This window comes from Paenibacillus mendelii, from assembly GCF_024498075.1.
Classification (GTDB): domain Bacteria; phylum Bacillota; class Bacilli; order Paenibacillales; family Paenibacillaceae; genus Paenibacillus_Z; species Paenibacillus_Z mendelii.
The window spans coordinates 76,933-101,862 of sequence record NZ_JANHOF010000017.1; the positions used below are offsets into that span (position 1 = coordinate 76,933).

14 protein-coding genes are annotated in these 24,930 nt (G+C 52.5%); 12 read left to right on the forward strand and 2 right to left on the reverse strand.

Going from position 1 to position 24,930, the window contains the following annotated elements:
• Positions 1-380: 380 nt before the first annotated feature.
• From NNL21_RS30570 to NNL21_RS30625, 12 genes are all read left to right on the forward strand, one after another.
• A complete protein-coding gene (locus tag NNL21_RS30570; protein ID WP_256555592.1) occupies positions 381-1,922 on the forward strand; it encodes a response regulator transcription factor in 1,542 nt (513 codons plus the stop codon).
• On the forward strand, positions 1,919-3,640 hold the full coding sequence (locus NNL21_RS30575; RefSeq protein WP_204821944.1) for a cache domain-containing sensor histidine kinase: 1,722 nt from the start codon (positions 1,919-1,921) through the stop codon (positions 3,638-3,640). Before NNL21_RS30570 ends, NNL21_RS30575 begins: the two co-directional genes overlap by 4 nt.
• 205 nt (positions 3,641-3,845) lie before the next feature.
• Positions 3,846-4,793, forward strand: a complete 948-nt coding sequence (locus NNL21_RS30580) for an ABC transporter permease (protein ID WP_204821943.1) — start codon at positions 3,846-3,848, stop codon at positions 4,791-4,793.
• 61 nt (positions 4,794-4,854) lie between these two features.
• The gene (locus NNL21_RS30585) at positions 4,855-5,715 is read left to right on the forward strand and encodes a carbohydrate ABC transporter permease (RefSeq protein WP_204821942.1); all 861 of its coding nucleotides are present in this window, start codon (positions 4,855-4,857) and stop codon (positions 5,713-5,715) included.
• Positions 5,716-5,802: 87 nt separating this feature from the next.
• Complete coding sequence (locus tag NNL21_RS30590; RefSeq protein ID WP_204821941.1) at positions 5,803-7,413, forward strand: extracellular solute-binding protein; 1,611 nt, start codon at positions 5,803-5,805, stop codon at positions 7,411-7,413.
• A 16-nt stretch (positions 7,414-7,429) separates the two neighbouring features.
• Positions 7,430-9,787 (forward strand): hypothetical protein, encoded by a 2,358-nt coding sequence (locus NNL21_RS30595; protein WP_204821940.1) that lies wholly within the window; start codon positions 7,430-7,432, stop codon positions 9,785-9,787.
• Positions 9,788-10,124: 337 nt separating this feature from the next.
• Complete coding sequence (gene proA, locus NNL21_RS30600) at positions 10,125-16,295, forward strand: anti-phage protein ProA (protein ID WP_204821939.1); 6,171 nt, start codon at positions 10,125-10,127, stop codon at positions 16,293-16,295.
• Complete coding sequence (locus tag NNL21_RS30605) at positions 16,276-16,572, forward strand: hypothetical protein (RefSeq protein WP_204821938.1); 297 nt, start codon at positions 16,276-16,278, stop codon at positions 16,570-16,572. Before proA ends, NNL21_RS30605 begins: the two co-directional genes overlap by 20 nt.
• Positions 16,573-16,696: 124 nt before the next feature.
• Positions 16,697-17,437, forward strand: coding sequence for a glycerophosphodiester phosphodiesterase (locus NNL21_RS30610; protein WP_256555590.1), 741 nt, complete (start codon positions 16,697-16,699; stop codon positions 17,435-17,437).
• 324 nt (positions 17,438-17,761) lie between these two features.
• Complete coding sequence (locus NNL21_RS30615; RefSeq protein WP_204821936.1) at positions 17,762-18,718, forward strand: 3'-5' exoribonuclease YhaM family protein; 957 nt, start codon at positions 17,762-17,764, stop codon at positions 18,716-18,718.
• Between the two features lie 1,129 nt (positions 18,719-19,847).
• Positions 19,848-20,960 carry a slipin family protein gene (locus NNL21_RS30620; protein ID WP_204821935.1) on the forward strand — a complete coding sequence of 371 codons (1,113 nt, stop codon included), beginning with the start codon at positions 19,848-19,850 and terminating at the stop codon, positions 20,958-20,960.
• Between the two features lie 444 nt (positions 20,961-21,404).
• The gene (locus NNL21_RS30625) at positions 21,405-22,823 is read left to right on the forward strand and encodes an RtcB family protein (protein WP_204821934.1); all 1,419 of its coding nucleotides are present in this window, start codon (positions 21,405-21,407) and stop codon (positions 22,821-22,823) included.
• Between the two features lie 180 nt (positions 22,824-23,003).
• Here the strand turns inward: NNL21_RS30625 and NNL21_RS30630 are convergent, their stop codons facing one another.
• Positions 23,004-24,047: an anthranilate phosphoribosyltransferase gene (locus NNL21_RS30630; RefSeq protein WP_204822002.1), complete on the reverse strand. Its 1,044-nt coding sequence runs from the start codon at positions 24,045-24,047 to the stop codon at positions 23,004-23,006.
• 15 nt (positions 24,048-24,062) lie between these two features.
• On the reverse strand, positions 24,063-24,680 hold the full coding sequence (locus NNL21_RS30635) for an ANTAR domain-containing response regulator (RefSeq protein ID WP_204821933.1): 618 nt from the start codon (positions 24,678-24,680) through the stop codon (positions 24,063-24,065).
• Between the last annotated feature and the right edge of the window lie 250 nt (positions 24,681-24,930).

A 24,930-nucleotide genomic window follows, 5' to 3' on the forward strand; every position in this document is an offset into this window, starting at 1 on the left:
AATGGTGTTGAAAATAACGAGGAACCGGAGATCAGGCTGCTGATCTCCGGTTCTTTTTGCTGCAATATATCGTCTTTCTATTCGGCATTCCATCATTGTAATAGCTATACAGCTGCTGAAGTTAGAATAATATTACCATATAAAGGAATTTATTGAGATCAATTAGGGGATTCAGATAAATAGCCATCCAGAAACATAAATCAGGAGGGGAATAAGTTAAATAATGTAATTTAATAATCACTCTCAATCCGCATTTTGTAGAATACCCTCTCACAGCTTATTGACCTTGATAACGCTTTCTCCTAATATAGGAGCAAGACTCCGCTCCGTACTTGCCGGAGCCGAATAATGGATCCAAGGCGGTGTGACCTGTGCTAAGAATGCTTGTTGTGGACGATGACAAATTTGAACGGGACGGCGTCAAGTTTCTAGTCAACAAATACGGACTCCAGTTGAATCTTGTTGAAGCAGACAGCGGTGAGAAAGCGTTGGATTATATCGTGAACCGCGGCGTTGACATCTTGTTTACCGATATTCGGATGAAAGGGATGGACGGTCTCGAATTGGCGGAGAAGGCCGTAGAGCTGGGAAGGCCGATCAAAGTGATATTCATGAGTGCGTATGGAGAATTCGAATATGCGCAGCGGGCAATCGATTTGAAAGCAATCCGCTATATTTTGAAGCCGGTTGAAGTGAATGAATTCCTGAAGGTCGTTTCTCAGGTTATTCAGCTGTGCGAAGATGAGCGGAAAGCGAAAGACCAGCATGAACGAATGGAACAGATGTCCCGGATGGAGAGGCGCTTCGAGAAGCAGAAGATCGTCTCTAATTTGATTCGGAGAAGAAACGATGCGGGGGACGATGCAGAGGAGCTGAATCTGTCGATGATTCCGGCTGGCTTCCATCCGGGGGCACGGATGATTATGCTGGACACGCGAACCCGTTTCTTTGATCTGCTGGACCTCGATTTCGAGCAAAGCTTGAAGGAGATCGTCTTAACCAAGCATGACCTCGTTCATCTGAATGAATGTCAGAGTTTGCTGATCGTGGAGTCACACGCCGAAGAGAAGGGCGAATTGCAGCTATTCGGCGAACGGATTATCCATTGGTTCAAAGCTACCTATGACCGGGATGTTACGGTCGTCATCGGCGGCGTACTGAATGAGACCAAGACGTTTGATGAGCAATTCGGCGAACTTGAGCTCATTCTCGAGAATAAGTTTTTCTGTGATGAAGGAGCCGTCTTATTCGGTAATCCGACCTCGTTCGTCAGCCATCAGGATCAATACTCGCTGGATGAGGCGTTAGCCGAATTAACACAGAACATCCGGCGTGTCCGGTATGATATTGCCAGGCTGCAATTTCAACAAATGATCGAAGCGTTGCACAATAGCGATCAATATTCCGTTATTTACGTCAAGTATCTTTGCTCGGAGATTATCAAAGCGGTCTTTGACGCCTCGACGCTCAAAGACGCCAGCAGCTTCAAGGAAACTCTCGATCAAGTATACAAAACAACTCAGCTGGGCGAGTTAAACGCAGTCGTGTCTTCGGTATTGGCGGAACACGAGCCGTCCGGCAGCAACGCGACCGATTCGATGCGCAAAGTGATCGAGGATGCTGTCCGAATCATCGAGGAGGAGTATCATACCGACCTGTCGCTGGAATCTTTGGCTGAGCGAGTCTATTTGTCGCCCAGCTATTTCAGTCATTTATTCAGGCAGGAGAAGGGGATCGGCATCAATAAATACATCACCTCTTATCGAATGGAACAAGCACGTCGCATGCTGCTGACGACCAACCAGAAGATCGTAACGATCAGCCATCAGGTCGGATATTCAAACTTCCCTTATTTTAGCACATTATTTAAAACGCATTACGGTAAGACGCCAACGCAATACAGAGAAGAGTCGGGCAAATGAAACGAGCCGTCTATGGGGTATTTAATCGGCTTCGGTTTAATCAGAAGCTATTTCTCTCCTATTTAATCGTCATTATCATCCCCATCCTGGTGCTGGGCATCTACTCCTACCGTCAGTCGAAAGAGATGCAGAATATCCAAGCAAGCCAAAGCATTGAGAGAAATGTGGAGGCGGTATCGGAAAGTATCAAAAATTCGTTGGAAGAGTATGACCAGATGATCCGTTCGATCGTCCTTAACCGTACGTTTCAACGAATCGTGGCGAATGATTACCTGGATCTGATCAATCTGTCGCGTGACCTGAAAGAGTATTTAAGCCCCTACGTGAACATGATGATGATGATGAACAATCATATCCATCAGATTACCTTCTATACGCAGAGCGATGTTCCGGAATATGGGCTGTCGGTGTTGAAGCATGAACGTGTGATGAATCAGCCCTGGTATCAGAAGGTGCTTGAAGGAACCGAGTATCAGTGGTTTTTTGATGAAAGCGGATATGTATCCGTGGCCGGGAAATTCCCGCGGTTTTTCTCCGATACCTATACGAATGTGGTCTACATGCGCATTGAGGACAAGGGGCTGTTCAAGAACATCTTGGATCTTGCGAAGGGCTACAGCGTGATTATATCCGACGAGAACAATCGGGTCCTCTACGTGAATTCTAGCGAAGCCAAAGCCGGCATGCCAGCGTATTCAACCGGGGATATCCTCCACCTGAAGGACGGCTTGGCCGTCATCAATGGAACGAAGATGTTCGTCGTCAACAAGACGATCCCCCAAACCCAATGGGTCATCCGTTGTTTCGTACCGATGAACCAAGTGACGCAGAATGCGGATTCGATCCTGGGAGCCACGCTGATCGTTATCGGCTCTTGTATTGTATTTCTGCTCATAATCATCTCGATCTTCTCCAAGACGATGATTAGGCGCATCTATAAGCTGAACACCTTAATGAAACGGGTGGAGAACGGCGAGCTGATGCCCCTCGTCCAGAGCGCATCGAAGGATGAGATCGGTGAATTGACGAACCGGTTCGGTAACATGCTGGTGCGGATTAATGCGCTAATTGAGGAAGCGTACACGAATAAAATCATTCAAAAAGAGCTGGAGCTTAAAGCGCTGCAGTCGCAAATCAATCCTCATTTTCTATATAACACGCTCTCCTTCATCAATTGGGAAGCGCTAAAGAATGAGCAGCACATCACCAGCCATGTCGTGACGGCGCTATCCCGATTTTACCGTACGTCATTGAACAAAGGGGATAGCATCATCCAAGTGCGGGATGAGCTCGACAACATTAAATCCTATCTCGATATTATTCGGATCATGAGCGATGGAGGATTCGAGATCCACTATGAGATTGACGAAGCGGTCTACGATTATTGGATGATCAATCTGATTCTGCAGCCGCTTGTCGAGAACGCGGTGAGGCACGGGATCAACCAAAGGGAAGACGGCGGAGGAGGGGTGCTGCGGGTAAGCGCTCGACTTACGGCCGGGAGCATCATATTTACGGTGGAGGATAACGGCCCGGGGATGAACGAAGAGATGGTCGTCCGACTGTTGTCCGTGCAATCATCGGGTTATGGCTTGAAGAACGTCAATGAGCGGTTGAAGCTGTTCTTCGGCATCGCCTCGAGAATTGAAATTGAAAGTGTAATCGGCCGGGGCACCATCATGAAAGTTACGATACCGCAGTATGTGAAAAGTGAATAGACGTCACTCAACGGCCTCTATTTGCATGGTGAAATCCATGTGAATGGAGGTGTTTTCATCCTGGAGCGATGAACAGTTGAAGGAAGCGAAAAAAATTGAAGGATATCGTAAGGATTAGATAATTCCTTCTCCAATTGTCCGTGCTATAGTTTATTTACTCAATTGTATGCGCATACAAAGCAGGGTAAGGAGTGGATAACCGTAAATGAACAAAATGACTCAGGCAGCTCGATCCAATTACGGGAAGTCAGAGACCTGGCAGAAAGTGAAGCAATATCGCGTGCTTCTTATCATGCTAATTCCAGGAATGCTGTATTATCTCATCTTTCACTATCTCCCGATGTATGGCGTGGTGCTGGCCTTTAAAGATTTTAAAATTACGAGAGGGATCTTAGGCAGTCCATGGGTAGGTCTGGATGTATTTAATAAGGTGTTCTCGGACAATTATTTTTATGTCGTGCTGAAGAATACAATTGTCATCAGCTTCTATAAGCTGATCTTTGGATTCCCTGTCCCGATCGTCTTTGCACTGCTGCTGAGCGAGATCTCGAGCGCAAAGTTTAAGAAAGCGGCGCAGACGGTCTCCTATCTTCCTCATTTCATCTCATGGGTTGTCTTGGGCGGTATTTTCTTCACGATCTTTTCGTTAGAGGGCTCGGTCAATACCATCCTGCAATGGTTCGGGGTGGATCCGGTGCTGTTCATGGCCGATGATCGTTATTTCCGTTCGATTCTAGTCGCGACGAGCATCTTTCAAGGGTTCGGCTGGGGCTCGATTATTTATTTTGCAGCGATCTCGAGTATCGACCCGCAAATGTATGAAGCCGCTATTATCGACGGGGCTGGACGGTTTAAGAGGATGATTTATATCTCGATTCCGATGCTCGTTCCTGTAATCGCAATCATGCTGATTCTATCGATGTCGGGCATTCTGGATGCCGGATTCGATCAAATCTTTAATATGTACAACATCAGAGTGATGAATGTCTCCGATATTATTGACACCTATGTATATCGCAAAGGTCTGGTTGAGATGAATTACAGCTATGCCACAGCAGTTGGATTGTTCAAATCGCTCGTTGCCTTGATCTTGATTGTCAGTGTCAATCGTGTGGTGAAGTTCATCGGCGGAAAGGATCACGCATTATGGTAAAAGGTTACGCTGGGGGGTGTTCGACATCATCAATGTAAAGAAGTCATCTGGAGATAGAATTGTGGATGTTTTCCTCTACATCCTTGTAGCCGTCCTTATGCTGATCACGATTTATCCCTTCTGGACGCAAATCGTCATCTCGCTTGACGGTGCCGGAGCGGACAGTGCGGCGTATTCATCGGGCATTATTCTATTTCCCCAGGAGCTGAGTTTTGAGAGCTATAAACTGGCGTTCCAATTCGATGCTTTGTGGCAAGGGTATTGGAACACCTTGGTCCGAACGTGCCTAGGAGTCGTATTGGCCGTCCTGTTCACATCGCTAACAGCATACCCGCTGGCCAAGAAGGATTTGCCCTGGAACCGGACGTTCACAAGCATCATTCTCTTCACCATGCTATTTGGCGGCGGCACGATCCCGAGCTATCTGCTCATTAAAGAGCTGGGGCTTTATAATACGGTATGGGCACTGGTGCTGCCGGGTATGATCGGGACGTTCAACGTCCTTATCATGCGAAACTTTTTCCGTGCGATTCCAGACGAGTTAGAGGAATCAGCCAGAGTCGACGGTGCAGGTTATTTTCGGATCTTTACGCAGATTGTGCTTCCGTTGTCCAAGCCGGTTCTGGCAACCGTCGCGCTGTGGGTCGGGGTCGGGCATTGGAATGCCTGGTTCGACAGTATGATTTATATTTCGGATCCAGATAAACAAGTGCTGCAGATCGTACTCCGGAAAATTATCATTCAGAATGATATGTCGGATATTAATTCCGTCATTCAAAACATCGGCAACAAGACGGTGTTCTCGGGCCGGCAGCTGCAGGCAACCGTCATCATGTTTTCCATTCTTCCGATGATTGCCGTGTATCCGTTTATTCAGAAGTATTTTGTCAATGGCGTAATGGTAGGTGCTATTAAGGGGTGACCCTTGTATAGATCGTGTTCGAATGCCGAGCGTACCTGGTATTGTGAACATACATGTGTACAGAAGACATAGAGAGGGTTGGTATTCATGAATAAGAACAAGCGGCGTTGGACGGCTGGGGTGCTCGCCATGATGATGATGCTCCTTATTATTCTGGCGGGCTGCGGCAAGAATGATCCGGTTAATACACCTGCCAATGAGGAAGAGAAGAAGACCGAGACGGGGGAGACCCCTAAAGACAAAAAGAAGCTGATGTTTTGGAACTTGGACGGCAATGGTAACGCGGACTCCTACGGTGTTCAAGCGATAAAAGACAAATTTGACGTCGATATCGAATTTGTAGCGGCTTCCCGGGAAGTGTTCAATGAACAATTGAATTTAAAAATCGCTTCGGGTGAAATTCCGGATTGGTGGAAAGAGCCTTCATTCTCGGAGTATGACAAATTTCTGCAGCAGGAAGTAGCAGCTGAAATTCCGCAAGAGCTGATCGAAGAGCATATGCCCAAATACGTGGCATGGCTGAAACGGTTTCTCGGCGATGATCCGTATAAATACGTGAGAAGAGACGGGAAAATTTACGGCTTGCCCGTGCTTTGGGATATCGGAAGTGACGGCATGCAGCTTGGATTCCGCGAGGATTGGCTGAAGAAGGTGGGCATTGCCAAGACGCCTGAAACGATCGAGGAAATGGAAGCTGCGCTCACGGCGTTCCGTAATGACGATCCGGACGGTAATAACAAGAAGGACACTTACGGCATCACGGGTTCGGCAGAGAATGTGGCAGGTATGTTCAGCTCGGTGTTCGGCGCTTATGATGCATACCCGGATATTTTCCGCGAGAAGGATGGCAAAGTGGTTCGTGGCGAAATCGAGCCTGGTGCCAAGCAAGCGCTGGAAGTGTTGAATCGCTGGTATAAGAACGAACTCATCGATCCCGAATTCGTCGTCAACAAAGGGGAGAACGTCGAAGATAAGGTGCTGACCGGCAAGACCGGCGCAATTGAGTACTATTGGTGGGCGTTCCTGCCGGGCAATGCCTTCCTTGGAGGCGAGCAATGGTACGACAAGCTGAAGGCGAAGAACCCGGAGTTTAATTGGGCTATTGTCGGCGGCGTGAAAGGGCCGGAAGGAAAATACGGTATGTCGCAGTATCATCCGAGCTATGCTTCGGGCGTCATGTTCAGCAAAGAATTGAACAATGACCGCGAGAAATTGATCAAATATTTGCAGGTGTTCGAAGCAAGCCAGTTTGATCCGGAGATTTATGAAAAGCTCAACTTTGGCGAGAAAGATAAAACATGGAAGCTTAGCGACAAAGGCACGGTTGAATTCATCGCGCCGTACACCGATGAGAAAGAGCGTCAGCGTGCGGGAATCGGCGTTTATTCGATGGCGGGCTCATTCAACGATTATGATTTCCAAACCTCGTACACCTCGGATGAGAGCCTGCGGCAATTGGCGAAGGATACGAGAGCGAAGGGAACGCCGAATATCGATATTCTTGCGCCATTAAACAAGCCGGTTTACAACGAATATCAGGATAAGCTGAAGCAATTTACGCTGCAGAACTATGTGGATTTCATTACGGGACGCAAATCGTTGAACGAATTTGATGCCTTTGTTAATGATTGGAAGAAGATGGGCGGAGATAAGGTGCTCGAAGAAGCCCAGAAGATCTATGACGAAAACTTAAAGTGATAAGGAGCTTAACATAATGGTTCAACTTCGCATGGGAAGTCTTGAGCTTCAAGTGGATGACAAGGGTGCTGTTGCGAGTCTTACAGATGTGGAATCAGGTAAGTATTACAATGCAGCTGCAGCGAAATCATCCCTATTACGAATAGCCGTCAACGGAATGTCAGAAGAGCCTGACGCGTGTCATTACGATGAGAATTCAGGCATCATCACGCTTGGTTTCGGTAACAGCGGGACACAGGTTGAAGTCGCGGTGACGGACAAGAAAAGCTATATGACATTGGAAGTTATTCGAATCGTGGGAGCGGACCCGGATGTTCTGTTATGGGGCCCCTATGCAACCTCCATTCAAGGGGAGATCGGGGAATCGGTCGGTGTTGTACATGACGGCGACTATGCGATCGGCATTCAAGTCCTGAATGAGAAGACGATAGGCGGCTGCCCGATCGACTATCTGACGGAATTCGCCGATTATCCGTACCCGGATGCCAAGATGGCCTTCGATGTTAGTGCGGCTTGGCCGATCGCAGGCGGAAGCTTGCTTCAGGCGTATGCCAGAAACCGGCTGAAGGAAGGGAAGCGGACGGTATGGGGCATTCCAGAGATCTCCGTTTCCCCGCTAAGCGGGTCAGATGCCGAGCTGGTCGGAACCGGCATCGCCCTGTTCGGCTGCTCCGTTGAGCGTGTACTGGAGACGATCGAAGCCATTGAGTTAGGGGAGGGCTTACCGCATCCGACCATCGGGGGCATCTGGGGGAAAACGTCTCCCGCAGCGAATCAATCGTACTTAATTACCGATTTCTCCGAGTCGACGATGAAGGATGCAGTGGCATACACGAAACAAGCCGGACTCGGCTATGTCTATCATCCCGAACCTTTTGCGAACTGGGGCCATTTCGAATTAAAACCGTCGTTATTTCCACATGGCGATGAAGGCATGAAGATTTGCGTGGATGAGGCCGAGAGGGAAGGCGTTGCTGTAGGGCTTCATACGCTCACCAATTTCACTACGCTTAACGACCCGTACGTGACGCCCGTACCGGATCCCCGGCTGCAGAAGGTTGGCACCTCCATTCTAACTGCCTCCGTAGATGAGGCAGCTACGGAGATCGAGGTCAAGGATCCGGAGCCGTTCATCGTCAATCTCTACCGGCGCACAATAGCCATTGACGGTGAATTGATTGAGTACGATGCGGTTTCAGGCAGCGCACCCTGGGTACTGCTTGGCTGCCGGAGAGGCGCGAACGGAACGGCTGCTTCCTCCCATGATTCGGGGTCTGAGGTCGGCCGGCTATGGGACCATCCCTATGATGTGTTCTTTCCTAACATGGAGCTGCAGGATGAGTACTCCGATCGGCTCGCCGAGCTGTTCCGCCGAACAGGGCTGAAGCAGATCTCATATGACGGATTGGAAGGCGTCTATGCAGCTGGCCATGAAGACTATGCGATCAATCGATTCGTGAAGCGGATCTATGACGGCTGGGAGCATGAGGTTATCAATGACGCAAGCATCGTCGTGACCAACTATCTATGGCATGTGCATACGCGCTTTAATTGGGGCGAACCATGGGGGGCGGCAACCCGGGAAGGGCAGCTGGAATGGCGCTTGCATAACCAACGCTATTTTGCCCGAAATTTCATTCCCCCGATGCTGGGATGGTTCCTCATCCGCTCGGCTTCCGACAAATTCCAGGCGACAGCTCCGGATGAGATCGAGTGGGTGCTGTCGAAGGCGGCCGGCTTCGGTGCCGGGTTCGCATTAGTCGCCGACATGCCGGTATTGAAGCGAAACGGCAATATCGATGAGCTGTTTACCCTGGTTCGGGAATGGGAGACGGCAAGGCGGATGCAGGCGTTTACGGCCGAACAACGGGAGAGGCTGCAGGATCCGAAAGGTGATTGGCATCTGGAGCCGACCGGGGAAGATGGCTGGAATTTGTATCCAGTCGATATATCGAATGTGCTCGAATGCAATCCCGAGGAGCTGCAGCCCGGGCAGCCCGGAGGAGCGGACTGGGCATTCTATAACCGTTATGCCGAGCAGCCTTTACGGTTTTGTATGCAGGTACGGCCATCGTACGGCAATGAGAAGGGTCTGGTTAAACGGCCGACGTTTTATGCGTATGGCAGTTACATGGCGTTCGAGACGGACGTATGCGCAGATCAATATCTGGTTTGCGATGGAGATAACCTCGGGAAAATATATGACAAAAATTGGAATTTAATTAAAACCGTTCAGGCATCCGCTGAACCGTTAATTGTGAAAAGCGGCGGACAATCCCTATCGTTCAGCTGCAAGTTCGAAGGTGATCCCAAACCGAGTGTTGCTGTCAAGCTATTCACTCGGGGAGCGCCTGAGCTGGTTGGCAGCAGGTAGAAGTCGTAAAGTCGGGAAGGGAGTAAGCCCTTCCCGATTTTGATTATCAGCGATGACCGAACATGAAGAGAGCGGTTCGATTATGATGAAAACCGAATAAGCAGCTCATTTTTAACCGATGGAACGGTGACCCGCAAGAAGGATGCTTTGAAAAAAAGCGATCTTCTTGCGGGTTATTTGTTTTTTCATCAAATAAACTATGCCGCATTCATCATTCAGCCCCTAATAGCGCCGTTTAATGATATAGTGCTATCATATGAATCAGTAGACAATCACAATTCTTCCAATAGATCAAGAGACCCGAACATCATTTCTAAGAACTGGGAGGACATAAGTTTTGAACGACAAAATTCGTTGCGATTGGACATATAGCGAGACCGTCAACTATGCGATGCAGCAGAACCATGTTCCTGTCGTAAAAAAGATCGTACTAACCAATACGACGGCCGGCGAAGACTTGCGCCAAGTGACCGTCAGGCTCACGGCAGAGCCGCAGTTTGCATTCGAGTGGACCCAAACTTACGATATAATGCCAGCCGGACAGTCGGTCGATTTGGGTCCCATCCATCTCCAGATGTCGGCTTCCTACCTTGGCGGGTTAACGGAACGGGTAAGTGGTTCGATTGCCATCGCGATCATGCAGGACACTGCGCTGTTATATGAGGAGCGCGTCCCGATCGCGGTGCTTGCATTCGACGAGTGGAGCGGCCTTGCCGTGCTGCCCGAGATGGTGGCTGCTTTCGTCACGCCCAACCAACCGGAGGTTCCGCGCATCATGCGCGAGGCATTGGATAAGCTGGGCGAGTGGAGCGGCAGTCCGTCGTTCACCGCTTACCAGAGCAAGGATCCGAATCAGGTCCGCATGCAAGCTGCGGCAATCTATGCCGCCCTGAAGAACAGAGCGATCGCATACTGCGTAGCGCCGCCAAGCTTTGAGCAGGTCGGTCAGCGCGTCCGTCTTCCGGATACCGTGTTCGCACACCGGATGGGCAATTGTCTGGACCTGTCGCTTCTCTATGCGGCATGCCTAGAAGCGGCGGGCTTGCATCCGCTGCTCGTGTTCACCGAAGGGCATGCCTTTACGGGCGTGTGGCTTGTCGAGGAGACGTTCTCCGAGAGCGTGCAGGACGACATCTCATTGTTGACCAAACGAATCGCCCCCGGTATAAGCGAGATCTGCCTCATGGAATCGACGGCATTCGCGGCGGGCCAGCAGATCCGTTTCGAGGAGGCCTGCGCACTAGCTGCCGCGCATTTGCACAACCTGGATCAGTTCGATTGTTTAGTCGATATCCGGCGAGCACGTTCCGGCGCTATACGTCCGCTGCCGCTTCGGACGGCGTCGCAGGACGGCCCGTCCGCAGATGCCTCGCCAAGGCCGGATGGACAGTCTACGGACAGATCCGGCGCACCGGAATATGTGGAGGTTCTCGAACGGCCGCAAGACGTCGAGTCCCTTCCTATGACCAGACAGAAGCAATGGGAACGCCGGCTGCTCGATTTGTCGCTTCGCAATACGCTGATTAACTTTCGTCTGACGAGGTCCAGTGTGCCGCTCATGACGAATTTGCTCGGAGACCTGGAGGATGCGTTGGCGGAAGGCGGGGAGTTCCAGCTTCTCGCGAAGCCCGGCGACTGGCAGGATGACAGGCGGGATGTCAATGCACAGCCGAGCATTGGCAGCCATCACCCCTACGCAGAGCTGCTTCGGGAAGAATTCAACCGGAAGCGGCTGCGTGCGGATATTCAGGCAGCGGAGCTGGACAAGAGGTTAGTTCATCTGTATCGCTCCGCCCGCGTTTCACTGGAGGAGAATGGAGCCAATACGCTGTATTTGGCACTAGGTCTTCTGAAATGGTACGAGACGCCGGTTAGCCAAATGCCGCGCTACGCGCCGCTTGTTCTTATTCCGGTCGACATTGTGCGGAAATCGTCCCGCCTTGGTTATGTTATCCGCGCGAGGGATGAAGAGCCGCAAATGAATATTACGCTGCTCGAAATGCTGCGGCAGGATTTTGGCATTGGGATCGGCGGTCTTGATCCGCTCCCAAGGGATGAGAAGGGAATCGACCTCAAGCAAATCTTTACGGTTCTCCGGCATGCACTTATGCAGATGTCGCGTTGGGACATTGAGGAGACGGCTTATTTGGGACTGTTCTCGTTTGGTCAGTTTGTCATGTGGAACGATATTCGCTCGCATGCCGAAGCTCTGGCGGAGAACGATATTGTCGCCAGTCTGATGGAAGGCCGACTAAGAGGGCTTGCAGATCGAACCGGCTCGGAGGAAGAAAGGCTTGACGAGGATCATCCGGGCACACAGATGACTCCGATAAGCGCCGATTCATCCCAGCTATCTGCCATTCGAGCGGCTGCGGGCGGGCAGAGCTTCGTGCTGCACGGCCCGCCTGGCACGGGCAAATCCCAGACCATTACGAACATGATCGCAGGGGCGCTTGCGGGCGGCAAACGAGTGCTCTTCGTGGCGGAGAAGATGGCGGCTTTATCCGTTGTGCAGAAGAGACTCGATCAGATCGGGTTAGGTCCATTCTGCTTGGAGCTGCACTCGAACAAAAGCACGAAGAGGGCCGTTCTCGACCAGCTGAATGCGGCTCTGGAGGCTCCGAGCGTGCTCTCGCCGGAAGCGTGGAGCGTTCAGGCAGAGCGCTTGGCCGGCTTGCGGGGCGAGTTGAATGGGTACGTGTCCGGTTTGCATCGCCCATATCCCTTTGGTTTTTCGCTATTTGAGGCTATATCTGAATACGAACGTGTCGGAGGGCCTGCCTCGGACGCCGCCTCGTTCGAGCCGGCTGCAATCGCTGAGCTGACGCCGGAGAAGCTGACGGCTTGGCGGGACTTGGCGTCCCAGCTTCAAGTTGCGGGCGCCCGGTGCGGCAATCCGGCCGGGCATCCCTTGGCTGATGCGCGCTGCACGGGCTATTCGCAGCCGCTCAAGGTGGAAGTGGAGAGCTTGCTTGAGCGTTATGTGTCCGATTTGCCAGCATCCCGTGCTGCCCTCGATGACGCGGCTTCGCTGCTTGGACTCGATCCCGCCCCGGTTGGCTACGAACAAATTGAGATACTTGCGCAGCTATGCGAGTGGATGATTCGTATCCCCGACGTGAAGCCGGCGCTGCTGCAAGCGCAGAATCTCGAAGAAGCCGTTCATCAGCTTCAGGCGACAGCCGAGCAAGGAAGACGGCGGGACGAGATCAAGACAGCGGTACTTGCCAATTATGGACCGGACGTGATCCGGTTCGACGCGCAGACGGCCTTGTCGGAGTGGACGCGAACGGAGCTGCAATGGTTCTTGCCGAAATGGCTTGGACAGAATCGGGTACTCAAGCTGATGAAAGGGATGGCGGTTTCCGGAGCCGTCCTGTCCAAAGAACAGGTGAAGACGCATCTATCCGATATCATCCGCTGGCAGGAGGAAGAGCGGAAGCTGAAGGAAGCGGGAGCCATCGCAGCACCGCTGCTCGGCTTGGCCTTGTGGAAGGATGATCAGGGTGACTGGGATGGGCTAGCCTCGGCATGCGATTGGATTTTACGGCTGCAGGAGCTGCTTATGGTATGGTTTGGCAATGAGGCGGAGGCCGGCGCTGCACGCAGCCGGATCGGCAACAAGCTGGCAGGCGGCCGAAGCGCGTTTCTCGCGCAGACCAATCGGCTTGAAGCGGCGGTTGCCGCCCGGCGGAAAGCAGACGCGGGCGAGCGGAAGCTGTGCGAGCTGCTGCAGGTGGATGCTGCGAAGCTGATGGGAATGGAAGGCGCGAAGGATTGGTATGCCTTTATAGGCGAGAAGGCTAGCCGCTTCGCAGCTCATCTCGACGGCCTGCGCGATTGGTGCGCATGGCGGCGGGTTCGCGACCAGGCAGAGGAAGCGGGCTTGATGCCGCTTATCGCCCCCTATGAACAAGGCGAGCTGACGAACGACCGGCTGATCGCGGCCTTTGAACGCGGATTGTACAAGGCTTGCGCCAATTTCATCTTAGCGGCCGATAGTCAACTGGGCGCTTTCTCCGGCGGCTTATTCGAAGAAAGTATCCTGCGCTTCAAGGAAACGGATCGCCGGTTCGAAGAGCTGACCCGCCAGGAGATTGCGGCAAGGCTGTCGGCCAAGGTGCCGAAGATGACGCAGGAAGCCGCGCAGAGCTCCGAGGCCGGCATTCTGCAGCGTGCTATCCGCAGGGGAGGACGAGCGCTCTCCATCCGCAAGCTGTTCGAACAGGTGCCGAACCTGCTGCCGCGCTTGACGCCCTGTATGCTCATGAGTCCGATCTCGGTCGCGCAATACTTGGACCCGGCAGGCGCAAAATTCGACCTGGTCATCTTCGACGAGGCATCCCAAGTGCCTACGTCTCAAGCCGTTGGGGCACTTGCAAGAGGCACTCAAGCCGTTATCGTCGGCGATCCGAAGCAGCTGCCGCCGACCAGCTTTTTCTCGAAGACGAATGAGGAATCGGACGAAGAAGATATCGCCACTCAAGATATGGAGAGCATACTCGACGATTGTCTGGCGCTTGGTATGCCTCAGATGCATTTGTCTTGGCATTACCGGAGCCGCCATGAGAGCCTTATCGCCTTCAGCAATACGCATTATTACGACAGCAAGCTCATGACGTTCCCCTCGCCGGATGAACCGGTATCGAGCGTCACTTGGCGTCCTGTGGAGGGTTACTATGATCGGGGACGCACGAAGCAGAACGTCGCGGAAGGGGAGGCGGTCGTTGCGGAAATTGCACGGCGACTGCGCGATCCCCAGCTGCGGACGCAAAGCATTGGCGTTGTAACGTTCAGCTCTATTCAGCAGACACTCATTGAAGATTTGCTGGATGAGACGTTCAAGAAGGAAGCGGATCTGGAGCTGCTGCTGCCCGAGCTGCCCGAGCCGATTTTCGTGAAGAATCTGGAGAACGTTCAAGGGGATGAACGGGATGTCATCTTATTCTCGGTCGGCTACGGTCCAGATGCGGCGGGCAAGATCAGCTACAACTTCGGCCCGCTTAACCGGCAGGGAGGCTGGAGGCGGTTGAATGTCGCGGTGTCCCGGGCAAGGCATGAAATGATGGTGTTCTCGACGCTGCGCTCCCATCAATTAAGTGCCAGCCGCACGAGTGCGCAGGGTGTGCTCGGACTTAAGGCTTTTCTGGATTACGCGGAGAAAGGGAAACAGGCGCTGCCGGCCGGCGAAGCCGCCAAGCAGGTATCCACGGTATCCGACATTCACCGCAGCTTGGTGGAGGAATTGAATCGACTCGGCTACGAAGCGGACCTGTATGTAGGTTCATCGGGCTACCGGATCGATGTCGGCATTCTGGATCCGGAGCAGCCTGGCCAATATATGCTGGGACTCCTGCTGGACGGGCCGATGTACCGTAATGCCAAGACGGCGCGGGATCGCGAAATATTGCGGCTCCAAGTTCTGGGGCAGCTCGGATGGAGCTTGCACCGGGTATGGTCGCCGGATTGGTGGGAGAACCGGAACGCGGAGCTCAGCAGCATTCGGCAGGTGATCCAACGAGCGAAAGAGAGTCGCCGCGTGGAGGAACCGGCCAGGGATGGAGCGATTGGCGGATTGCGTGACGGTCAACCGGCCGCTTCCTATGAAGGTTCACCGGAAAGGGTGAGTGATGAGGAGCAGATTCAAGACACCTTGCCAGGCAGGGGGGACTTGGATCAAACCGATCTACTGCAAGGCGTAAAGCAAGACGAGAAGCTGGATGTGTTACTGGGAGGGCTGACCGGCACAGTGCCTGGTCAATCAGCAGATTCCACGCTGGACGACCAGATTGTTAAGGTCTCAAGCGCAGACAGCCGTGCTCTGGATCAGTCAACGGGCTATACAGAGCAGAGAGAAGAGAGCGGCGCCGTGGCAGAGCCTGCAGTCCAGGCGCAGCGGCTGGCTTCCCTGTATACAGCTGATCCCCGGCGGCTGCCGAGCGGTGCGGCATGGTATACTGCATCGGAGCTCGAGAGCGTTGACTTGGGGACGGACGCCTTCTATTCGCCAACGCACACGCCGTTGATTCTCGGGCAAATCACAAGGGTCATTCAAGAAGAAGGGCCAATCAGCCGCAGTCTGCTTGCAAGACGTGTGCTGCAGGCTTGGGGAATTGCCCGTATGGGTGCCAAGCTGGACAGACGGCTCGAGGAGCTCCTGGAGAAGCGAAGCGTTCGTCGAACGGAGAACGGCGGAACGGTATTCATCTGGCCCGAAGGCGTCGAACCGGAGAGCTATTCCATGTTTCGTGTGGCATCCGACGATACGCAGCGACGCGCGGCGGAGGATCTGCCGCCCGAGGAAATAGCGAATACGGTGAAGTCGGTTCTCTTCGCGCAGATCAGCCTTCCAGCCGAGGATCTGGTCAAGCAGGTGGCCCGGACGCTTGGTTATATGCGCTCCGGACCGGCGCTCGAGAAGGTGGTTAAGAACGGAATTGCCCTCGCGGTCGAACGCGGCTTTGCACGGCAGGACGGGCAGGATCGGATTGTATATCAAGACAGCTAGTGAAGATAGAGAACCGGGTCCTGAGGGCGCGGTTCTCTTGGTGCTTATCGGCATTGGGCAAGGCTGTGCCGTACATGAAGCAGCAGACATGGCTTGCTGCTCTTCCGATTTGCCCTCGATGAAGAAATCCGTATTGACCGGGCCGGAGCTGCCGAATGGATCCGATATTCGATCTTATGGACGAATGGGGCGAAAACCACCGCAAGGTCAACAAGAAGAACTTGTAAAAGGTTTGACAGCTCTAAGCGGCTTTCGTATACTAAAACCGAATTTATAAACGGGACGGCCAGGTATCGCCCTCCAAGAAGCCCTTGCTCCATATCCGCTTCTTTCGCCCCTGCGAGGCTGCGCTTACGTGACAAGGTTGTTTTGTTTGTTCCTGCCGTTGTCCAATAAGGAGCGTGTGTTCATTGAATAAGGAACTGCCGATCGTTATCGCCCACCGCGGCGCAGCTGGTGAAGCACCCGAGAATACACTGGCTGCATTTCAACTGGCGCTTGAGCAAGGATGCGACGCCTTCGAACTGGATGTGCACCTGTCCAAAGATGGGCAAATCGTCGTCATTCACGATTTTTCGGTAGATCGGACAACGTCCGGCCAAGGGGCTGTGAACCAGCTGACCGTTGAAGAAATGAAACAGTTCGATGCCGGTGCTTGGTTTAATCCTACATACGCGGGAGAGCGCATTCCGACACTGGAGGAAGTCATTGCGATGACGCCCGCACATATTCAGATAAATGTGGAAATCAAGGGCGGGATCGGACAAGGGATGGAAGAGAAGCTGGTCGAGCTGCTGCGCCGGATGAACCGGACCGCAAGCATCATCGTTTCTTCGTTCCACTTCGACTGTCTGAGAACGTTGAACCAGCTCGAGCCCTCTCTTCGTGTCGGATTGCTGTACGATCTGAACTTGAAAGACTATGCGCTGCTTCCCAAAGCGGCCGGTGTCGACGCATACTCGCTTCACCCACTGTTTATGCGGCTTGAAGCCGAAGCGGTCAGAGCTGCCGTAGCGCAGGGCGTGGCTGTATTTCCGTGGACCGTCAATGGCGAAGAGGGTATGGCGGCCATGCTCGAAATGGGCGTAAGCGGCATTATCACCGATTTTCCAGGCAAGCTTCGCAAGCTGATGGAGCAATAATCCGTCTTATTCCAGAGGAGAACATTTCATTCAAGGCTGCCGTACGTGACGGCAGCCATTCCAAGCCGCACGAGTACGAGGCAGTACAGTTGTATTCGTGCGGTTTTATTACGCTCACTGACCCTTGCGGCGTGCCAACAGCAAGTAAGTCTGCCATTGCTTGCGCGAACCTCTCCTTGTTCATAACGGCAATCCTATTCTACCTGAGGCTGTTTAAGTGTTTGGCGTTTCGTGTCGAGATTCTACAGGTTCAGGAATTCATTTTCGCCGCTAAGCCTTTATTCAAGGTATAATAGCTCTAGCCATGCGTAGGAGGAGCCAATTATGACGTTGATGAAGCAATTGACGGCCAACGATGAGTTTGTGGGCTATTATTTATTGAAAGAGCTGGAAGTAAAGCAGACCAACGGTACGCCCCCCAAAGACTATTTCGATATCGTTCTGTGCGATGCCAGCGGACAGATGTCGGCCAAGTATTGGGATGTAACACCGACTGACAAGGAAACCTTCTTTCCGATGGAGTTAGTCAAGGTACAGGGGATTGTGCAGACCTATCGTGAGAGGCTGCAAGTGAAGGTTTTTCGAATCCGCAAAGTGACTCCCGAGGATGGTGTTACGTTAACGGATTTCATCCGCTCCGCTCCAATCCGGCCGGTTGATCTGGTTCATATGATCAAGCAGGCTATCCATAGCATTACCGATGAAGAAATTCGTACCGTCGTTTCGTTCTGTGTAGCGAAGGTGGAAGAGAAGCTGATGCATTATCCGGCGGCCAAGACGCATCATCATGCCTATTTTGCCGGTTTGGCCTACCATATCGTGCGGATGCTGGAGATAGGCGAGTTTATTTGCAAACAGCGCCCGTTCTTAAACCCCGACTATATTAAAGCCGGCATTATTCTGCATGATATCGCCAAGCCGGAGGAAATGATCGCGCAGCTGGGCATCGTATCGGATTACAGCGTCCAAGGCAAGCTGATCGGCCATATCTCGATGGTTTCCAATTGGATTACGGAGGCTGCCATCCGGTGCGAGTACGATTTGCAATCGGAGAAAATCATCGGACTGCAGCATTTAGTGCTGTCCCATCACAACTTAGGCGAATGGGGGAGCCCTGTCCAACCCCAGATGGCGGAGGCGGTTGCACTGCATCACATTGATGCGATGGACGCGAAGCTTCAGATGGTCGAAGATGCGCTGGACACGACACCGGAGACGGAGCCGTGGACCCCGATGATCAGAGGCTTGGAGAACAAAGCGATTTATCGGCTCAAAGGGTGAGCATGCGCGAGTAGGGTTTGGCTATTATGTTTCCTATGATGCTATCGGTATTACCTAGGAGGACTGGCCAGAGACTCCTCTTGGAACGTGCCAAATAATCAATAGTCAGTGTGCCGCTTGTTAGAGAACCCTGGCCGATGATGCGAAAGGCGACAGGTCTTCAAGCTCCATAGAGCCAGCTTCCAACTACGAGATTGGGGGCTGGTTTGCTTTATGGGCTAGCTGACTAGTATAAGGGTCTATTCCTGCTAGACCTTCAACCGACCGAGTAGCCCCCATCTCATCCATTAGCTAAATTCACAATTGATAGAGCACCCCAGACGACCTATCGCTTAACTCATCATCCTGCCGAACCCCCGAACCCCCGAACCCCCGAACCCCCGAACCCCCGAACCCCCGAACCTCCGAACCCCCTATTGAATTTATATGTTAGAATGTCTCCCAATCTTAGCTCCCATCTTCAATCGAATAACTCATCCGACGCTCCAATCACCCTTCCGCACAACTTGTAACATTAACGGCTCCTATCCGGCGCATTAAGCCTGCACGACTTGCCGCCGGCAGCACATGCAGGCCGCACTTGCTCTAATAACTTTTTCAGTAGTCGCCATACTTTCACCATGTTCGCCCAAGTGAAATTACGCGAAGATAAGAGGGCAGCAGCGGTACGGACGGCGTTGCCGAAGCAGGAGTTTCCATATGGCTCCGCAGTGCTTGCTCATCATAGGGCCAAGTATACTGGTGCGCGAACAAGGCCTTGCTGCTCTAATGTATGGGTTCGAATCCCATATCGCCTGTCACGCGATAAGCTCATTGGTAGAGCACCGATACAATGAATCGGTAATGATGAAAAAGAGTAACCTTGCAAGGGAATTCCAGCCTGCTGAGTGTAGCAGGCACCGGATCGGCGCTATGCAGCCGGTGGATACCGGGGAGTGCTGCCGCTTCAGGTTATCCCAAGCGACCGGCTCGCAGATGCCTGCGTGCAAGCGGCTTAGGCACAGCGACAACCGGGAGATTCGGCCAATCTTGAGCCGCCGCTTCCCCTTAAACCAGGCTCCGCTGCCGTTCCGGCGGACTTCCCCGTACAAGGTTCGCGGGCAAGGCATGACCGTGAGGAGAGGATAATATGTTTAAGAAAATAATCATCCAAGCCGATGAACGCGGCCTGCTGTTTAATAAAGGCCGCTATATGAAGCCGCTGGACTCGGGCATCCATTGGATGTCTACGCTGCGCGGCGATACCGTGACCGTGATGAACGTCATGAAGCCTTTCAGCGTTCCCGGTAAGGAGCTGAATCTATTTCTTCAGGACGAGGAGCTGCTTCGCCAGCTGGATGTGGTCGATGTACAGGATTTTGAATATGTGCTGCACTATGAAGACGGTAAATTCGCTGCTCTGCTGACCGCTGGCAAATATGCGTTCTGGAATTCGTTGAAGCGTCACCGGTTCGTCCGTGTCGACATACGTGAGCCGGAGATTGGGCCGGACATCGATCTGTCCATTGTGCCTAAGCTGGCCGGTTACGTACATATGCAGGAGGTTGCAAGCGGTGAACGGGGCCTGCTGCATTATAACAACGTTATGAAGAAGGAGCTTCCGCCGGGCAAGTATTACTTCTGGCGCGGTCCCGTACAAGCTGTCATTAAGACGATTGACCTGCGTCAGCAGCAATTGGATCTGACCGGCCAAGAGATGATGACCGAGGACAAAATTACGCTTCGGCTTAATTTTGTCTGCCAATACCGGGTCGTCGAGCCGCTCCGGGCGCTGGAAATCAAGTCATTCGAGGAGCAGATCTACATACAGCTTCAGCTAGTGCTGCGTGAATACGTGGGAACGCTCAAGCTTGATGAGCTGCTTCGCACCAAGCAGGAAATCGCCGCCTATGCGCTGTCTCGCCTAAACGAGAAGAGTGCCGAATTCGGCATCAAGTTTCTATCTGCCGGTGTGAAGGATATCATTCTGCCCGGTGAGATTCGGGATATTCTGAACACGGTGCTGCTGGCCGAGAAGAAGGCGCAGGCCAACCTGATCACACGCCGCGAGGAGACGGCCTCCACGCGAAGCCTGCTGAATACCGCAAAGCTCATGGATGAGAACCAGACGCTGTTCCGGTTGAAGGAGCTCGAGTTTCTGGAGAAAATATGCGAGAAGATCGGCACAATTTCGCTATCCGGCGGGAGCAATCTGTTGGAACGCTTGAATATGCTGGTCGGTTCGAAGGGGGATGCGAGCTAAAGAGGGCCTCCCTTGGGGATCCTTACTGCGCAGTATGCGACTATTGACAAATGCTGGGCTGCGCATATATGATAGACCTACATTTTTGAAGGGAGGCCAATTGAAATGACTTATCCAACACAACGCGTCACCTTAACTTCACAAGCTTATCTCTTGTTTCATTGGTCTCCACGGACTTTTGGCAGCAGCAGGGACTAACGTATAGCCCTCTATACGTATAGCCCGGCATGAATGCAATCGTTAACCATGGACAATGAGTCTATGGTTTTTTTGCGTATATTTGAGCGGGCAATCGCGCTTCGCCTGCTGTTCACAGTGGGCAGGCAGCGGTTTGCTTGCAGCCGAAAATCATTCACGTGGAGACCTGAAAGGAGGCAGCGGACATGAATGCTGTTACACCACTTATTTCTTCTATTAAATTGAGAATTGAAAGGAACTTATTGCATGAATACAAACTATTACAGGCAGGTGCCGCTTCCTTCAGGAACGCTGCATGTGTATGCCGGACAAGAAATATATAACACGCTGGATTATAAAGTATTTGAAATGGCAAATAACAATTTGCAAATTCCGAACCAAGCTTATATGAGCTATACGCCTGACGTACATGTCGGGGTGGGGACGTGCATCGGCACGACTGCAGTATGGAACGCCGAAGATGGCTATGTATCGCCTTCCATTGTAGGGAGTGATATCGGCTGCGGGATGCGGGTTCATCTGACCAACCTGCGCAAGGAGGATTTGCAGGAGGTGGGTCTCCGGCGCAAGCTGGTTCGAACGATTGAGAAATATTTGCCCGTGGAGCAGCATGCGCGGGGACATTTCTCAGATATCCGGCTAGAGCATGTGGTCACGAAGGGGCTGCACGGCCTTCCCAAGAAGTACATTCCTGACGGCTATACGCCGCGCAAAGCAACCTCGCTGACGCATGTGGAGTGCGCCAAATTTCATTTGGACGAGGAGTCGTTGAACCGTTTCCCGGATGTGGTGTGGCATCGGTCACACCGGCAGCTGGGTACGCTCGGGAACGGGAATCATTTTGTAGAAATTCAGGCCATTGAAATTCCGGAGGAGAATCAAGCTGTTGCCGAGGATTGGGGACTCTTTGATGGACAGATCGCGGTCATGATTCACTCCGGCTCACGCGCTTGGGGAGGATCGGTCAGCCAATACTGCAGCAGCGATATGGCGAAGGTTATGCGGTCAGACGGCTATGGAACTGCGGACCCGAAGCTGGTATATGCGGCGCTAGCGCATCCTGTTGCACAGACATACGTCAATCTGATGTATTCGGCATTGAATTATGCGGTCGTTAATCGTCATCTTATCGCGTATGCCGTTCGCGAAGCGGGCAAAGATGTGTTCGGCTCCAAATTCGAGATGAGCACGCTGTATGATCTCATGCATAACTATGCGTGGGAAGAGGAGCATGAAGGGCAATCGTACTTCGTGCATCGCAAAGGCGCAACGCGGGCGCTGCCTGCCGGGCATCCCGATAATCCGGATCCGTACCTTGGAACAGGGCACCCGGCACTTATCCCCGGTTCTATGGGGACCGCCTCGTATATCATGGTTGGAAGCCCCGAAGGCCGGGCCAACTTCTACTCGATCTGCCACGGTGCCGGCCGGATCCGCTCTCGGAGCGCCACGAAACGGCTGGTCACGCTTGACGAGTTCGAAGCCTCGCTTCGTGTGGGTGCAGAGGATGAAATCGTCGTGAACCAACGATCGCTGGAAGGCCTCATCGATGAATCTCCTCAGGCCTATAAAGACGTGGATCAAATTATTGCGAGCGTCGTCGGAGCCGGACTGGCCCAGGTGGTCGCCAAGTGCAAGCCGCTGGCGGCCGTTAAAGGCGCATAGGTGTCGGAGCAGACGATGGATGTAGATGAAAACCCGGTTGACCAGGGCTGTTCAACCGGGTTTTTCACTAGATCATCAATTTGAAGAGGCATGAGAGGCATGAGGAGCGTGCGGATAGCCATGTCGTTGACCAGTGCATATCCCCGAACGCGATGGGTGAACGAGCACTGTTTGGCCATGCTAGCTGCTGCAGGGCAAAGCGCTCTCGGCCTGCAGCGCATTTTGCCACTTGCGATATAACTCCCATGGTGCACCGTCATCAAGCAAAGCTTTGCATGTATAAAGCCCTTCCTCGATGGATTCAACCTTCTCCGCCAGCTGTAATCTCACAGCTGCATTAAGAAGCACCTGATTGACGAATGCGAGATGCCCGCGTCCTTGAAGCACGGACTCAGATACACGCAATTGCTCGGCGGGCGTCCACTCCATTTTTGGCAGGGGTGTTTCTAATCCGTAGGTGTCGGGATCAATCATATGAAGCTTGGATTCTCCATCTGTGACCAAATAAGTGCGGGTCGGCCGTTCGATGAACAAATCCTCGGAGCCCTCCATCCCTTGAACGATGAGCGCTCTTGTATATTCCAAATTGGTCGCCAGCTGGGCCATACGCGCAGAGACGGTATTATGATAAATGCCGAATACTAAAAAAGGCGAATGCGAATAATCGATTAGCTTCTCGGCCGTGTTAAGCACCGTTCGCATGCCCAGCTCAATTCGAATCGAACGCAGCGCTCTAAGCTGCGGACACCATTCTTCGGCCGGAACGTACAGCACTCCCGTATCCTTGGCTGCCTTAACAATCTGATCACGAGAAAGACGGTCGGCATCAATCCCGGATTCATGCAGCAAATCATGCAGCGTTATGCCCCATTTGGGGGGCAAGGCTGCCGCTCCATGCAGCGTAATCGGCAGTCCGGCCGTTGCGAGAAGAAACGCTGCCGGGAAGGTGGCGAAAAACGACTTTTTTCGGCCGTCATAAGGTCCTGCACAATCGAGCCCTTGTTGAATAGGCAGGCGATGCGCATGCTTGCGGCACACCGTTACGAATGCTTCAATCTCCTCGACGCTTTCCATTTTTATTCGCTCCGCGATGAAGAAGGCGCCGATTTGTGCCGGGGTTGCCTTTAAATCCAGGATCGCATCAGCAGCAAGCAGCGCTTCATCATAGCAAAGGTCGCGAGCGCCTCGTTTTCCCCGTCCGACTTCCTTTAATAGGTTCGTAATCACGGCAGGACCCCCTTATTTTTGATCCTGAAGCAGTTGATACACCTTGACGATCGACGTAGCAACGTCAACCATTCGTTTGCGTTCATTCATCGCCTGCTTGCGCAGCACGTCATAGGCTTCCGCTTCAGAAATGTTTTTGATTTTACATAAGATCCCCTTAGCCATATCAATCCACTTCCGCTCCTCGAGCCGGGCCTCCAGCTGCTTGCGCTCATTCAGCCATTGAAGCCTCTCAAAGTGCTGCTTAGAGCCGAAATGCAGCGCCCAATGCAGCTCCTGCTCACTCATCGAAGGAGATAGAAGGCCATCGATAGGCAGGTCGTCCTCGCAAAAGGCGGCAGATAAAGTCGCTATGTCCGCGCTGCACCACCATAGCATCGGAATCATCTTGTGCTTGAGCAGCTTGGTGCCCCAAAGCTTAACCTCATTCAGCGGCAAGTGAAGGATGACTGCGTCCGCGCTGCCCATTTGAAGCTCGTTATTCTTCTCATCGAAAGCGCGCAGAACGTGATAACCATAAGCCTCGAGCATCCACGCCGGTGATTGTTTTATTGAAAGCTGTTCCGACTGAGGGTCCAACATGGCTGCCTCATTTGCCGTACGATGATCGACCACTAACAAAGAACGCATGTAGAAGCGCCCCCTCCTTAACGACTTTATCGATACCTATGTCACTATTTATAACACAAATATTGCGATAATGTCACGACCCAAGTTTTTTATACTTTTGGTGTTAATTATATTGACATATACTTTGATGCTGTTGTACATTTACGTTAGCAACCCTATATATTCACGAATACAACGGTGTATTCGTTTGAAGCGGCAAAGAAGCCTGCTTTCGCATCAACGGGAGATGTACGTTTTCCCTTGGAGCGAA